This is a genomic window from Pseudoalteromonas sp. 23_GOM-1509m (assembly GCF_000518425.1).
GTDB classification, from domain to species: domain Bacteria; phylum Pseudomonadota; class Gammaproteobacteria; order Enterobacterales; family Alteromonadaceae; genus Pseudoalteromonas; species Pseudoalteromonas tetraodonis.
This window is the reverse complement of the sequence record NZ_JADO01000008.1, coordinates 144,414-159,731: the sequence shown is the minus strand read 5'-3', so window position 1 is coordinate 159,731 and position 15,318 is coordinate 144,414. Positions and strand designations below refer to the sequence as shown.

Annotated in this window: 13 protein-coding genes; 7 read left to right on the top strand and 6 right to left on the bottom strand. The window is 40.9% G+C overall.

Annotated features, from left to right (window positions below; translation table 11 throughout):
- Nucleotides 1–99: 99 nt before the first annotated feature.
- The 5 genes from aceF to ampD all read right to left on the bottom strand — a co-directional run bounded on the left by aceF (nt 100) and on the right by ampD (nt 7,471).
- Nucleotides 100–2,025 carry a pyruvate dehydrogenase complex dihydrolipoyllysine-residue acetyltransferase gene (gene aceF, locus N523_RS0100730; protein ID WP_028835610.1) on the bottom strand — a complete coding sequence of 642 codons (1,926 nt, stop codon included), beginning with the start codon at nt 2,023–2,025 and terminating at the stop codon, nt 100–102.
- Between the two features lie 10 nt (nt 2,026–2,035).
- Nucleotides 2,036–4,702: a pyruvate dehydrogenase (acetyl-transferring), homodimeric type gene (gene aceE / locus N523_RS0100725; RefSeq protein ID WP_013465930.1), complete on the bottom strand. Its 2,667-nt coding sequence runs from the start codon at nt 4,700–4,702 to the stop codon at nt 2,036–2,038.
- A gap of 84 nt (nt 4,703–4,786) precedes the next feature.
- Complete coding sequence (gene pdhR, locus N523_RS0100720) at nt 4,787–5,536, bottom strand: pyruvate dehydrogenase complex transcriptional repressor PdhR (RefSeq protein ID WP_008114937.1); 750 nt, start codon at nt 5,534–5,536, stop codon at nt 4,787–4,789.
- 516 nt (nt 5,537–6,052) lie between these two features.
- On the bottom strand, nt 6,053–6,904 hold the full coding sequence (gene ampE, locus N523_RS0100705; protein ID WP_028835609.1) for a beta-lactamase regulator AmpE: 852 nt from the start codon (nt 6,902–6,904) through the stop codon (nt 6,053–6,055).
- A 21-nt stretch (nt 6,905–6,925) separates the two neighbouring features.
- The gene (gene ampD, locus N523_RS0100700) at nt 6,926–7,471 is read right to left on the bottom strand and encodes a 1,6-anhydro-N-acetylmuramyl-L-alanine amidase AmpD (protein ID WP_028835608.1); all 546 of its coding nucleotides are present in this window, start codon (nt 7,469–7,471) and stop codon (nt 6,926–6,928) included.
- Between the two features lie 191 nt (nt 7,472–7,662).
- Here ampD and nadC point away from each other — a divergent pair, with 191 nt between their 5' ends.
- The 7 genes from nadC to yacG all read left to right on the top strand — a co-directional run bounded on the left by nadC (nt 7,663) and on the right by yacG (nt 14,694).
- Complete coding sequence (nadC, locus tag N523_RS0100695; protein ID WP_028835607.1) at nt 7,663–8,508, top strand: carboxylating nicotinate-nucleotide diphosphorylase; 846 nt, start codon at nt 7,663–7,665, stop codon at nt 8,506–8,508.
- A 510-nt stretch (nt 8,509–9,018) separates the two neighbouring features.
- Nucleotides 9,019–9,468: a pilin gene (locus N523_RS0100690; protein WP_010391865.1), complete on the top strand. Its 450-nt coding sequence runs from the start codon at nt 9,019–9,021 to the stop codon at nt 9,466–9,468.
- A gap of 107 nt (nt 9,469–9,575) precedes the next feature.
- Nucleotides 9,576–10,805 carry a type II secretion system F family protein gene (locus tag N523_RS0100685; protein WP_028835606.1) on the top strand — a complete coding sequence of 410 codons (1,230 nt, stop codon included), beginning with the start codon at nt 9,576–9,578 and terminating at the stop codon, nt 10,803–10,805.
- 239 nt (nt 10,806–11,044) lie between these two features.
- Nucleotides 11,045–11,956 (top strand): prepilin peptidase, encoded by a 912-nt coding sequence (locus N523_RS0100680; RefSeq protein ID WP_028835605.1) that lies wholly within the window; start codon nt 11,045–11,047, stop codon nt 11,954–11,956.
- A 2-nt stretch (nt 11,957–11,958) separates the two neighbouring features.
- Entirely contained in the window at nt 11,959–12,588 is a 630-nt protein-coding gene (gene coaE / locus N523_RS0100675; protein ID WP_028835604.1) for a dephospho-CoA kinase, read from the top strand.
- A gap of 134 nt (nt 12,589–12,722) precedes the next feature.
- A complete protein-coding gene (gene pilB / locus N523_RS0100670; RefSeq protein ID WP_024601729.1) occupies nt 12,723–14,399 on the top strand; it encodes a type IV-A pilus assembly ATPase PilB in 1,677 nt (558 codons plus the stop codon).
- Nucleotides 14,400–14,463: 64 nt separating this feature from the next.
- The gene (gene yacG, locus N523_RS0100665) at nt 14,464–14,694 is read left to right on the top strand and encodes a DNA gyrase inhibitor YacG (RefSeq protein WP_008114915.1); all 231 of its coding nucleotides are present in this window, start codon (nt 14,464–14,466) and stop codon (nt 14,692–14,694) included.
- A gap of 59 nt (nt 14,695–14,753) precedes the next feature.
- Here the strand turns inward: yacG and N523_RS0100660 are convergent, their stop codons facing one another.
- Nucleotides 14,754–15,242, bottom strand: a complete 489-nt coding sequence (locus tag N523_RS0100660) for a Spy/CpxP family protein refolding chaperone (RefSeq protein WP_016899751.1) — start codon at nt 15,240–15,242, stop codon at nt 14,754–14,756.
- Nucleotides 15,243–15,318 lie beyond the last annotated feature (76 nt).

Below are 15,318 nucleotides of genomic sequence, written 5' to 3'. Positions count from 1 at the left end.
CAGAAAAGGGCATTTGTGCAAATATTGTATCATTGCAAATGATAAAAATCCCAGCTAAAAACAACTGGCTGGGATTTGATTTTACTCACTCTGTAGTGATCACATCACTAACTGGCGTATATCACTCATGTAACTTGCAAGAGTAACAGTAAAGCGTGCAGCAAGTGCACCGTCAATCACTCTATGGTCGTAAGACATTGAAAGTGGAACCATTAGCTTAGGCTCAAACTCTTTACCATTCCACTTAGGCTTCATTTCAGATTTAGACACACCTAAAATTGCCACCTCAGGTGCATTCACAATCGGCGTAAATGCCGTACCGCCAATACCACCTAGGCTTGAAATAGTAAAACAACCACCTTGCATATCTGATGAACTTAACTTGCCATCACGCGCTTTAACAGATACTTCCATTAGTTCACGAGAGAGTTCAATAATGCCTTTTTTATCAACATCTTTAAATACTGGCACAACCAAGCCATTAGGCGTATCAACCGCTACACCAATATTGATGTACTTTTTAAGAATTAAGCTTTCGCCATCCTCTGAAAGCGATGAGTTAAATGTCGGGAACTCAGCAAGCGCTTTAGCTGCTGCTTTCATTACAAACACCAACGGCGTAATTTTAACACCTAGCTTTTTCTTCTCGTTAAGCGCGTTTTGCTCTTTACGGAACTGCTCAAGGCTCGTGATATCCGCTTCATCAAACTGCGTAACATGTGGGATTTGTACCCAGTTACGGTGTAAGTTTTTACCTGATAGCTTTTGAATACGCGAGAGTTTTTTCTCTTCAATTTCACCAAACTTAGCAAAATCAACTTTTGGCCATGGAATTAAACCAAGCTCACCGCCACCGGCATTGCCTTTAGCTGCAGGTACTTGACCAGATTCAACTTGCTTAACCAGTTGCTTAACATAGTTTTGCACGTCTTCTTTAACAACACGGTTTTTACGACCTGTGCCTTTTACGTTCGCAAGGTTAATACCAAACTCACGTGCTAAACGACGAACAACTGGCGATGCATGAGCATAAGCGCTGTTGTTTTCAAAGCTTTCGGCACTTGCTTTTTCAGGCGCAGCAGTTGGTTTTGACTCTGCTTGAGCCGCTGGCTTAGATTCAGCCTTTGGCTCGTCTTGTTTTGCAGGCGCGTCACTTGGTGCACTACCCGCCACTTCAAATACAAAAATCAGGGAACCCGTTTTAACTTTATCGCCAGTCGCTACTTTAATTTCTTTTACAGTACCAGCAAACGGCGCCGGTACTTCCATAGCAGCTTTATCGCCCTCAACGTTTAAGATAGATTGCTCTTCTTCAACGCTATCGCCAACCGCAACCATGACTTCTGTTACTTCAACTTCGTCATCACCAATATCCGGTACGCTAACTTCTTTTGTGCTTGATTCTGACGCTTTAGATGAAGCAGCTTTTTCAGCAGGCTTCTCTTGGGTTTTTGAATCACTTGCAGCTGCAGTGTTGTTATCACCACCAGCGACTTCAAAAACAAACACTAATGAGCCCGTTTTCACTTTGTCACCAGTATTTACTTTAATTTCTTTTACAGTGCCAGCAAAGGGTGCAGGTACTTCCATGGCGGCTTTATCGCCTTCAACGTTTAGGATAGATTGCTCTTCTTCTACGCTATCGCCAACCGCAACCATCACTTCAGTCACTTCAACTTCATCATCGCCAATATCTGGCACAGTCACTTCTTTGGTTGACGAGCCCGATGACGCAGCCGGTGCTGCTTCCTCGGTTTTTTCAGCTTCTTTAGAGTCAGCAGCAGGGTTTTGCGCTTCACCTTCAAAGATGAACACTAAACTGCCTGTGGTTACTGTATCGCCCACATTTACTTTAATTTCTTTTACCGTACCGGCTTGTTCAGCAGGTACTTCCATCGCAGCTTTATCGCCTTCAACACTTAATAGTGATTGGTCAACTTCAACTTTATCGCCAACGCTCACTAGTATTTCGGTTACTTCTACTTCATCGCCACCGATATCAGGTACTTTAATTTCAATACTCATTGCAAACCTCTTATGCGTACAGTGGATTTAGTTTGTTCGTGTCGATGTTGAACTTTTTAATTGCTTCAACAACCACTGACTTTTCAACTTCACCACGTTTAGCAAGTTCAGATAATGTCGCAACTACCACGTAGCTTGCGTTAACTTCAAAGTGACGACGTAGGTTTTCACGGCTGTCTGAACGACCGTAACCATCTGTACCCAATACTTTGTAGTTACTGCTTGGGATAAATGAACGTGCTTGCTCTGCGTAGTTTTTCATGTAATCCGTTGCAGCAACAGTGACTGAATCGTTTAATACGCTTGTAATGTAAGCTGTTTTTTGCTCACTTTCTGGATTAAGCATGTTGAAACGCTCAACATCTTGTCCATCACGCGTAAGTTCATTAAATGAAGTTACAGAGTAAACATCAGATGCAATACCATAGTCTTCGCTTAAAATTGCCGCCGCTTTACGCACTTCAGTCATGATAGTACCTGAGCTTAATAGCTGTACGTTGGCTTTTTTGCCTTCGTAGCTTTCAAGCTTGTAAATACCTTTACGAATACCTTCTTCAGCACCTTCAGGCATTGCTGGCTGATGGTAGTTCTCGTTCATTAACGTTAGGTAATAGTAAATGTTTTCTTGATCTTCACCGTACATACGACGAATACCGTCTTGCACAATAACCGCTACTTCAAATGCATAAGTAGGATCGTAAGAAATACAGTTAGGTACCGTGTTTGCAAGAATGTGGCTGTGGCCATCTTCGTGCTGTAAGCCTTCGCCATTTAGCGTTGTACGACCCGCTGTAGCACCTAATAAGAAGCCACGTGCTTGTTGATCCCCTGCCATCCACGCCATGTCACCAACACGTTGGAAACCAAACATAGAGTAGTAAATGTAGAATGGGATCATCGGTAAGTCGTTGGTGCTGTAAGATGTTGCAGCAGCAACCCATGACGACATTGCACCTAGCTCATTAATACCTTCTTGTAGTACTTGCCCTGACGTTGCTTCTTTGTAGTAAGAAACGATATCACGGTCTTGAGGGGTGTAGTTTTGGCCGTGTGGGTTGTAAATACCGATTTGACGGAATAAACCTTCCATACCAAAGGTACGTGCTTCATCGGCAATAATAGGCACAATATTTTTACCAATGCCTTTATCTTTTAATAAAATATTAAGAGCACGTACAAAGCCCATAGTCGTTGAAATATCACGCTTTTGTTCTTCAAGTAATGGCTTGAATGCGTCAACTTCTGGCAACTGTAACTTTTCAGAGAACTTAGCAATACGTGTTGGTGTGTAACCTTGTAATGCATCACGACGAGCATGTAGATACTTGTACTCTGGAGAATCTTTTTCAAGCTCTAAGTAAGGTAGCTCTTTTAATTGCTCTTCCGATACTAAATCATCTAAGCCTAAACGTGAGCGTAAGTGAGCCACATGCGACATATCCATTTTCTTAACTTGGTGCGCAATGTTTTTACCTTCAGCTGCTTCACCCATGCCGTAACCTTTTACAGTTTTAGCTAGGATCACTGTTGGACGACCTTTCGTCTCTTCTGCCTTTTTAAATGCGGCATAAAGTTTTGAAGATTCGTGACCACCACGCTTAAGCGCAAAAATTTCGTCATCGGTCATATCAGCAACTAATGCTGCAGTTTCAGGGTAACGGCCAAAGAAATGCTCACGTACGTACGCACCATCTTTTGCTTTATATGTTTGGTAATCGCCATCAACAGTTTCGTTCATTAGTTGCAGTAATTTACCTGTGGTGTCTTTAGCAAGGAGAATATCCCAACCGCTGCCCCAAACAAGTTTAATAACATTCCAGCCAGCGCCTTTAAATAGCCCTTCTAGCTCTTGAATGATTTTACCGTTACCCATTACTGGGCCGTCTAGGCGCTGTAAATTACAGTTAACTAAGTAACATAAGTTGTCCAGCTTTTCACGTGCAGCGAAAGAGATAGCACCACGTGATTCTGGCTCATCCATTTCACCGTCACCTAAAAACGCGTATACACGTTGGTTTTTAGTGTCTTTTAAGCCACGGCCATCTAAGTATTTTAAGAAACGTGCTTGGTAAATTGAAGAAATTGGACCTAAGCCCATAGATACCGTTGGGAACTGCCAAAACTCTGGCATTAATTTAGGGTGAGGGTAAGAAGGTAAGCCTTTACCATCTACTTCCTGACGGAAATTATCAAGCTGTTCGGCACTTAAACGCCCTTCAACAAATGCACGCGCATAAATACCCGGAGAAATATGACCTTGGTAATAAACTAAATCGCCACCATCAACATCATTTGGCGCTTTAAAGAAATGGTTAAAACACACTTCGTAAAATGCAGCAGAGGATTGGTAAGACGCCATATGGCCGCCTAAGTCGAGATCTTTTTTCGATGCACGCAATACAATCATAATCGCGTTCCAACGAATAATTGAACGAATACGGCGCTCAAGATTTACATCACCAGGGTAGGCAGGTTCTTGATCAACCGGGATCGTATTAACGTAGTTTGTGTTAATGCCAGTTGGCATATCAACACCGTCTAAGCGGGCTTGCTCTAACACTTGCTCAAGTAAAAACTGAGCTCGTTCAACACCTTCTTCGCGCACAACTGATTCAAGAGCTTGTAACCACTCTTGTGTTTCTAGCGCGTCTACGTCAATTTTATTGACTTCAGACATATGGAGGTTTCCTTATGTTTAAAATACTAATTTTATGTATTGAATACTTCACTGTTAACTCAAGTTAACAGTGAATGTACTTGCTTAATTTTGTTTGGTGCGTCTTAAACTACGTTCAATTCGCGAGTGCTCTTTACCCGCTTCAAGCAATGCTTCTTCAATATAGGCTAAATGCGCATTACTCGCTAAGCGAGCTTGTTCAGGATTACCGTCAATCACTGCATCCATTAATAAGCGTCTATGCTCAGCTAATTGGCTGCTTATATCTGACTTTTTAAGTAACACCGTTAAATTTTGTAAAACATTCTGCTCAAGTAAGCTTTGCATCCCTCTTACTAAATGCAGTAACACTACGTTATGAGACGCCTCAGCAATGCAAAAATGAAAGTCATTAATCGCTTTGGCTTTTTGCTTTAATTCATCTTTAGCTAATGCAATCTGATCAAAGCTCTGTTTTACTTTTGCAAAATCGTTACTTGTTCCGCGAAGTGCTGCGTAATAAGCCGCAATTCCCTCTAGCGCATGACGAAATTCTAATAAATCAAACTGTGATTCGGGGTGTTTACTGATCAAATCAAACAACGGATCAGTCAGTCCCTCTTCCAATTGATTTTTTACATACGTTCCACCACCTTGACGACGGGTTACGAGCCCTTTTGCCTCAAGCTTTTGAATGGCTTCACGCAACGACGGACGCGACACTTCAAATTGCTTAGCGAGTTCACGCTCCGGTGGTAACTTTTCTCCTGGTGCTAACGACCCCTCAAGAATCATGTTCTCAAGTTGTTGTAAAATAACATCAGATAATTTTGCCGCTTTAATTTTTAAAGACATCAATCAACGTCCGCGTTGTATAAGTGCTAGCAGCCCATTAAATAAGGCTTTTAACTGAATGACCTGACCAAAAGGTAAATTGGTCATACCAAATTTTGCCATACGTTATCAAAAACCGTAATTACTGTCAATTTACAGCAGTTTTAAAGCCCTAAGGCCAGCGTAACGTAATTTAAACAAAGTTCAAATAATACACAGAATGCAGAGGATAAAGAAAGGTTAATAAGATGAAAAACAAATGGTCAGACCAGCTAATTTGGGTTTTCGGATTCGGGGTTCGGGGTTCGGGGTTCGGGGTTCGGGGTTCGGGGTTCGGGGTTCGGGGTTCGGGGTTCGGGGTTCGGGGTTCGGCAGTAGGATAAAACGTAGCGCCTCATACAAACATACCTTTATTTTATTGTAATCGAGAGTTTATCTCCCGCATATTTAGGGTCTAGGTTAAAAATCAAAGGTTTTAAGCCCGTTCCCCGTTGCTCGTAGCCCGCCAACTAATACCTAGAACCTAACCCCTGCTTTTTAACTTAAACCACCAAATAAAGTCATTAAAGCAATTAACACTAAGTAAAAAAGTACATTTCGCTTAACCAGTTTGATCATACAGGTGGCTTCAAAGGTGCAACCATAGTAGCGCTCTTCAACTTGTTCAGCCGCTAGCGCCGTATAAGTAACCACCTTGCGATTAGGGCTTGAAAAGTCAAACACGTAATGAAGCCAACAGCTAGTTCCTTTATTAAAGTTACCAATCACTAGATAGCCAAAACTGGTAATACGCGCAGGGAGCCAATCAAGCCAAAATAGTAAACGATGGAGGAGTTTAAAATGCTTAGCAATGACTTCATCACGGTTATCACTCACTAAGTCGGCAAAGGTACGTACTAATGCATAAAAAACAGCACCAGCAACGCCCAATACCACAAACCAAAATATAACCGCACAATAAAATCGAAAGTTAACCCAAGCCAGCGTTTGCCCTAAGGTTTCGCCGCCTTGTTCCTCTTGGGTGCGTTTTTGCCCTAATTGCAAAGCATACAAAGACGCAGCGGTTTGATCCCCTCGGGTCAGTGCATTTAAATACGATTTATATAAAGCGCGTTGCTTAGCACAACCAAAACAAACGAGTAACACCGCCACATTAAAAACAAGCTGCCAAAGTGCAAAGTCAGATAAAAAATACACACACCCTACGGCAATCACAGGCAGTAATAACCAAATTAAAAACCCTATTGCAGTGCCAAATAAACCTTTATTGGTCAATAAATTAACAGAGCGAGTTAAGTAGCCATTAGCGTAATAACTCATTTGCCAATGCGCAGAGCGAGCACCTAAACGCTCAAGTATCAGTGCAATTATTATTGAAACCAAAATCATGTTGTTACTCGCTTAACTTAGTTATTCAATTAGGTTAAAAAACTTACGCCAGTTAAAACTCGCTCCAGGGTCGGTTTTTCGCCCAGGGGCTATATCGCAATGCCCAACTATATTACTGGCTGTTATTTTTGGATAGCGCTGCATAATAGCCTGCGCCAATGCAGCTAAACTTTGATATTGCGCATCGGTATAGTTAATTGTATCTGTTCCTTCAAGCTCTATACCTATACTAAAATCATTACAATTTTGTTGCCCAGCAAAGCAGGAGCGCCCCGCATGCCATGCACGTTTTTCAAAAGGCACATACTGTATAACTTCGCCGCAGCGCTTAATAAAACAATGCGCTGACACCTTAAGCCCCTCTAGGTCACTAAAGCTAGAATGTGCATTACAATCAATACACCCCATAAATAAATCATCAACGTACGGAGTGTTAAACTGCCCTGCGGGCAATGAAATATTATGAATAACCAACAGCGAAATATCGCACTGAGCAGGTCGCTCGTCAAAATGGCTACACGCCCGCTGGCTAATATTATTTATAACGCCTAAAGAATCTATTTTCATAACTAACCAAAATTGATGTATATCAAGATGCTAATAGATTTAACCCTATAAAGATAGCGTAATACTAAACGATAAAATATGATCAACGTGTAAATTAAGCGCTGGCTTATTAGTTTAGTTGTTAGCTGCTTCTATTTAGTAATTAAACAGAGTAAAATTTAGTTAATTTATTATCTATTATGAGCTTTTTCATGTCTATTTCGCATACCCTAATTAGTCAACTTGTTACTTTAGCACTGGATGAAGATCTAAATTACCAAAGCGCTGAACAAGGCGATATTACCGCACAGCTTATTCCTCAAGCAGAGCAAGCCTATGCGAAAGTGATCACCCGTGAAGACTGCATCTTTTGTGGCAAAGACCTAATCATTGAAGTGTTTAAACAAGTCGACCCAAGCGTGGTTGTAAATATATGCGTGCACGACGGCGACTTTGTCAGTGCCAATAGCACTTTATTTACCGCATCAGGTTCTGCTCGCGCTATTTTAACAGCCGAGCGCACCGCACTTAACTTTGTACAAACGCTTTCAGGCACAGCCACCACCACCGCGCATTATGTTAAAGAGCTAAGTGGCACTAGCACGCAACTACTCGATACCCGTAAAACCATTCCGGGGCTAAGAGCATTTCAAAAATATGCAGTGAAGTGTGGCGGCGGTGCAAACCACCGAATTGGATTGTTTGATGCGTTTTTAATTAAAGAAAACCACATAGCAGCCTGTGGAGGAATTAATAACGCGGTTACTCAAGCTAAGCTAAATCATGCCGATAAACCTATAGAGGTTGAGGTTGAATCGTTTGATGAGCTAGAGCTAGCCATTAACGCAGGCGCCGACATTATTATGTTAGATAATTTTAATCCTGAGCAAATACGCCAAGCAGTTAGCATTACAAATAAGCGCGCTAAACTTGAAGTGTCGGGCAATATGACCCTAGAAACACTAAAAGCCTACTCGCAAGCTGGGGTCGACTTTATCTCAAGTGGTGCGCTTACAAAAAATTTACAATCAATCGATTTATCGATGCGATTTGAGTAAATAATGTAAAGTTTATTTATATATTCTTGCGCTAATTGATTGACAGCCTTTAAAAAAGGGCATTAAATAATTCAAAAGGATTATTTGTAACAAGTTATTAAATTAATGCGTTTTTTATAGTGTTTTTACATACAAAAGCGCAATAAACAGTGTTAGACTCATTCATATTGACTAGTTTTAAATTTTTAATTAGTTAAAAAGAGTGGAAAAGCATTTATAAGCGACAGAGCAAAAATAAGCGACAGGGTTTATTTTTATAATTAACTTGTAACTTACACAGGTTATAACTAACTTTTAATAGTTAGGTTTATACTCAAATAAGGGACGAGTAACGAATAACCGCCATAAAGTGCGTGTCTTCGCGGAAAATTTTTACCGCTTAAACACAGCACTAAATTTGGCAAAATGATTTTATTTTTGTAGTAACAGGTTAAGTGAACATCATAAGTTACATTTTAAAAACTTATACCCGTTTGGCTTACCACAACATTATCCTTTAGGAGAGGAAACATGCAAACAATGACACAACAAAACCAAAAGGGTTTCACCCTAATCGAATTAATGATTGTAGTAGCAATCATCGGTATTTTAGCAGCAGTAGCACTGCCTGCTTATTCTAATTATCAAGCTTCATCTAAGCTAACTGCTGGTTTAGCTGAAATAACAGGCGCTAAAACTGAGTTTGAAATAATGAAGAATAATGGTGAAACTGTTTCTGCCATCGGTGATATCAAAGCTGTTACCAATACTGATACGCAAAACTGTGCAATTACAGCTACAGCAAATACCATTGTATGTACTGTTCAAAATGCACCTTCTCAAGTCAATGGCGCAACCTTAACTTGGACACGTAATGATACAACTGGAGCTTGGACGTGTGCCACAGCCGGCATTACTGGTGATGCTAGCCTAGCTCCAAAGAGCTGCCCTCAAGCTGCTGCTGCAACACCATCATCATAATTATGATCGGTATTTAACTTTTAATAAGCGCTCTGTAGGGCGCTTTTTTTATATAAATTTTTACTAATTGCGTAATTTAACCCCCGTTTAATTCAAGTGAGTTTCATATGGCAAATAAACAAGAAAATAAAGGCCTAGATACCTTTCAATGGGTAGGTGTAAGCGCTCGCGGCAAGAAGCTTGAGGGTGAGCTTACTGGATCAAGCATTGCACTAGTCAAAGCGCAGTTACGCAAACAAGGCATTACTCCCTCAAAAGTTAAACGTAAAGCCAAGCCGCTGTTTGGTATAAAAAGCGTACAAAAAGTAACCCCGAAAGATATTGCCTTAGTTACTCGACAAATTGCCACTATGCTAATGGCGGGTGTACCACTAATTCAGTCCATTGAGATGATAGCTTCAGGCTCCACCAATAAAAGCGTGAGTAAGCTGATGAGTGCTATTGGCGATGAAGTCAAAGCAGGGTTGCCGCTTTCTAACGCACTTAGAAAATACCCGCGTTATTTTGATGATTTATATTGCGATTTAGTGGCCTCTGGTGAGCAATCTGGTGCACTGGATAAAATATTTGACCGCGTTGCGCTATATAAAGAAAAGTCAGAAGCACTAAAATCAAAAATTAAAAAAGCCATGTTTTATCCTATATCGGTTTTAGTGGTTGCAGGTATTGTAACTTCTATCTTGCTGATATTTGTAGTACCACAGTTTCAAGAAATATTTGCTGGTTTTGGCGCAGAGCTGCCCGCTTTTACTTTATTTGTTATTGGTATATCGGAGTTTATGCAAGAGTATTGGTGGATGATATTGATTGCCGTAATGGCATTTGGCTACATATATAAAGAAGCCGCACTCAGAAGTTTAGCGCTCAGAGATGCCACCGACCGCGCCATACTCAAGCTCCCTGTTATAGGTATGATTTTAAATAAAGCCGCCGTGGCACGTTATGCGCGTACTTTATCGACCACCTTTGCTGCGGGTGTACCGCTGGTAGATGCGCTTGATTCTGCAGCCGGTGCCTCAGGTAATGCGGTTTATCGTTATGCTATTTTAGAAATAAAAGCCGAGGTAAGCTCAGGTAATCAAATGAACTGGGCGATGCGTAATTCAAAAATATTCCCCGATATGGTGGTACAAATGGTCGCCATTGGTGAAGAGTCAGGATCGCTTGATGGCATGCTGGCAAAAGTTGCCACTATCTACGAGCAAGAAGTAGATGACGCCGTAGATGGCCTATCTAGCTTACTTGAGCCGTTAATAATGGCAGTGCTCGGTGTATTAGTCGGTGGCTTAATTGTCGCCATGTACTTACCTATATTCCAACTAGGTTCAGTTATTTAGCTTCGAGCTTCGAGCTTCGAGTTTCGAGTTTCTAGGCCCGTTACCCGAAGCCCGTTGCCCGCAACTAAAGTGCGCGGCATAAAGCCTCGCCTACAGAACAATTAAAGCGCAGTGGTTCCACGCAACTCGTCGCTCGAACCTCGAACCTCGAACCTCGAACCTAACATCCTAAACCCTAACTTTGCACTTATGTAAAACCACTGTATTATCAACACAGAATTTAGTTTTAGGTAAGATAAATGCATACTTTTTTTATTGATATCACCGCTGCGATGCAAAGCCATTTATGGTTTTACTTAACCACGATTGGACTGGTGAGTTTATGTATTGGTAGCTTTTTAAATGTGGTGATTTATCGCTTGCCGCTAATGATGCAAAAAGAATGGCAAACTGAATGCCGCTTATTATTAGCCGATGAACTAACCTGCCCAAAGGCTAAACAGACCTCTGAATACACTACTGACACGTTTAACTTAGTTAAACCCAATTCATGCTGCCCAAAGTGCAAAGCGGCGATTAAACCGTGGCAAAATATCCCCATTATTAGTTGGTTATTTTTAAAAGGTAAATGCGCAACCTGTGATAACCCAATTTCAATTCGTTACCCAAGCGTTGAGGCCATTACCGCTATTTTAAGTTTAGTGGTTGCCTACACCTTTGGCGCTACAGAGCAGGCTTTATTGTACATTGTAGTTACTTGGGCGTTGGTAGCACTGACTTTTATTGATATTGATCACATGCTACTGCCGGACCAGCTTACTTTGCCACTTTTATGGTTAGCACTAATAGCCTCTGTTATGGGTCATACCATTGCCCCTAGCGATGCCATTATTGGCGCAGCATGTGGCTATTTAAGCTTATGGAGTGTGTTTTGGTTGTTTAAATTAATAACCGGTAAAGAAGGCATGGGCTATGGCGACTTTAAATTACTTGCCGTATTTGGAGCCATACTGGGTTGGCAATCGTTATTGACCATTATTTTGCTCTCAAGCGTAGTTGGCGCTGTAATTGGCATTGCTCTACTGAGTATTCAAGGTAAAGACAAAGCAACCCCCATTCCTTTTGGTCCTTACTTAGCAATAGCCGGTTGGATCACTATGCTATGGGGAACGCAACTGCAAAACAGCTATTTTAATTTTATTGGCTACTAACTATGAGCAATACACAACATCATAAAAATAACTGGGTATTGGGACTAACCGGCGGGATTGGCTGTGGTAAAACCGCAGTTAGCGATATGTTGGCAGAACTAGGTATTACTATTGTGGATGCAGATATAGTGGCTCGCCAAGTGGTTGAACCCAACACTGATGGCCTAAAAGCGATTATTGCGCATTTTGGCAATGATATAATCGATGAACATGGTGCTTTAAATCGCAGCACGCTAAGAGCGCGCATTTTTAGTAACCCTGAGCAAAAAACATGGCTCAATGCCCTGCTGCACCCATTAATACGCACTCAGCTTATTATTGATTTAAAAAACGCGCAAAGCGACTACGTGGTGTTAGTTGCCCCACTATTATTTGAAAATGGGCTTGATGGCTACTGTCATCGTACTTTGCTAATAGATGTTCCCAAAGAGGTGCAAATTGCACGTACTACACAGCGCGACAATATAAGCATTGAACAAGCAGAGCAAATTATTGACGCACAAATGTCTCGAGAGCATAAACAACAAAAAGCGGATGATATTTTAAATAATAACCGCGACCTAAGCGATGTAAAACAAGACTTACTTAAACTGCATAATTATTATTTACAGCAAGCTAAGTCTACAATATAAATAAATTAACCCAATCGCAGCGCAATAAACTGATATTTTTATCAGTAAATTGTCTGCTGCGTTGGTACGATTAATGTATTCCTTTCTTTTTTCTGATAAATTGCTGACTAAAGAAGGATTAAATCAGGTGCGCAATGAATATTAACTCACCGTTATTAAGAAAATTTATTACCCTCGGCCGGGTTGATACTGATACCGTAAAAACACGGCAGCAAGATTTTGCGTCAACTGCAGAGCTTATCTCTAAATGTGGAAAAATAGACAGTAAAGATTTAGCTGAGCAATGCATTGATTTATTTAGAGTGCCTTTTTTTGATTTAAAAGATTTTAATGTTGCACAAATATCAGCTGAGCTGGTTAAAGAAAAACTGATCCGCAAACACCACATTTTGCCTTTGGTACAAAAAGGCAGAAAAGTGTATATTGCCGCCTCAGATCCTACCGATTATGGTGCCTTCGAAAACTTTGAATTTAGCACGGGTTTATCGTGCGAAGTAGTTGTGGTTGACTACGTCCAGCTCGATAACAAAATTGAGCAATTACTCGATGCCACTGGCAGTTTAAATTTAAGTGAAGACGAATTTAAAGAGTTCGCTGAACTCGATTCTGAGCAGCACAAAGAACACACTCCTAAAGACGATGACAAAGACGACGCCCCAATAATTGTCTACATTAATAAAATTTTAATGGATGCAATAAAAAAAGGCGCCTCAGATTTACACTTTGAACCTTATGAACACAAATACCGTATTCGCTTTCGCATTGATGGTATTTTGCACGAAGTAGCCAGCCCGCCAAATACATTGGCCAGTAAGCTATCGGCGCGAATAAAAGTAATGTCGCGACTGGATATTGCAGAAAAGCGTAAACCACAAGATGGCCGTATTAAGCTTAAAATCACTGAGCGTAAAAGCATTGATTTTCGTGTTAGTACCATGCCAACTTTGTGGGGCGAAAAAATTGTAATGCGTATTCTTGATTCATCCAGTGCCATGCTAGGTATTGATGTATTAGGCTATGAACCCGAGCAGAAAAAACTATACCTCGATGCACTTGAGCAACCGCAAGGAATGATTTTGGTTACCGGCCCAACCGGTTCAGGTAAAACGGTTTCTTTGTATACGGGCTTAAATATACTAAATCAGCCGGAACGGAATATTAGTACCGCCGAAGATCCGGTAGAAATTAACCTCGAAGGGGTTAACCAAGTACAAATAAATACTAAAGCAGATATGACTTTTGCTAATGCACTGCGGGCGTTTTTACGTCAAGATCCCGATGTGGTGATGGTGGGTGAAATACGTGATTTAGAAACTGCGGAAATATCAATTAAAGCGGCTCAAACAGGTCACTTGGTGCTGTCAACACTGCATACCAATTCAGCGCCAGAAACGATTACTCGTTTGTTAAATATGGGTGTACCCGCGTATAATGTGGCCAGTTCTATTAGTTTAATTATAGCTCAGCGTTTAGCCCGAAGATTATGCTCTAAATGTAAAACACCAGAGCAGTTACCTCGCGAAGAGCTTATACGCCAAGGCTTTAGTGAACAACAAATTCAAGACATGGTTTTATACGCACCTAAAGGCTGTGAAAACTGTACCGATGGCTACAAAGGCCGTGTTGGTATTTACGAAGTAATGAAAATTACGCCTGAAATTGCCCAAATTATAATGCGCGGCGGTAACTCATTAGAAATTGCTGAGGTATCACTTAAAGCAGGATATAACAATTTGCGTTTATCGGGTATTCGTAAAGCCGCAGAGGGTGTGACCTCACTTGCTGAGATTAATCGTGTCACTAGTTTTTAAATAGAAAGCTTAGCTGTTTATTATAAATTGAGTCGCAAAGCCTATATTAATGTGAGAGTAAATTATGCCAACAGTGGTTAACTGCCCAACCTGTAAAGCAAAAGTAGAATGGTCAGAACAAAGTCCGAATCGCCCTTTTTGTTCAAAACGTTGCCAACTTATTGATTTAGGTGAATGGTCGTTTGAAAATAATAAAATTTCAGCGCCGATTACATCTGCAGATGAGTTCAGCCAAGACATGATTGAAGATATTGAAGCAATGATGGCAAAAAACGAAGATGACTTTTTTAAGTAATAAAACGACTTAAAAACAAAAGCCAGCTAAAAGCTGGCTTTTTGCTTTAGTTGAAAGCGTTATGCTCTTTGTTTGCGATGCTTTTTATCTTTACGTTGTTGCATTTTTTCAAGCTGTTCACGTTGCTCAGCATTTAAGACCTGCCAAATTTGATGTTGCGTTTTAAGTTTAATTAATCCCATTTGCTCAGCTTTTACTTGGCGCTCGCCAAGTAGCTCTTTGGCTGCGTTTTCATCAAATGTTGATGCTGATAATAACACCTCTTTTTTTTCTTTGTACGCTTCACGTATTGCTTTACGGGCTTCTTTATTAGCCCCTCTTAGTGCTTGGAGCTGTGTTTTTTGTGTTTCAAAAATCGCTTTTAGTTGTGTTTGTTGATCTTCAGTAAGCGCCAGTTTATCTGCTGCTCGCTCAGAGAGTAAAAAGCGTGCTTGAGAGTGGCCTTGTTTATGGCCATCACCTTTTGCAAGTGCGCTGCCCGCACTGAGCGTTGCTGCTGTTAAGCCACATATAAGTACTAATTTTGATAGCGTGTTTATCTTAGTCATAATCATCACCTTAATATTGAGTTGGTTGTTGGCTGCTAGCCAGTGTGTTCACTATAACCGGCTCAATGCAAAGTAA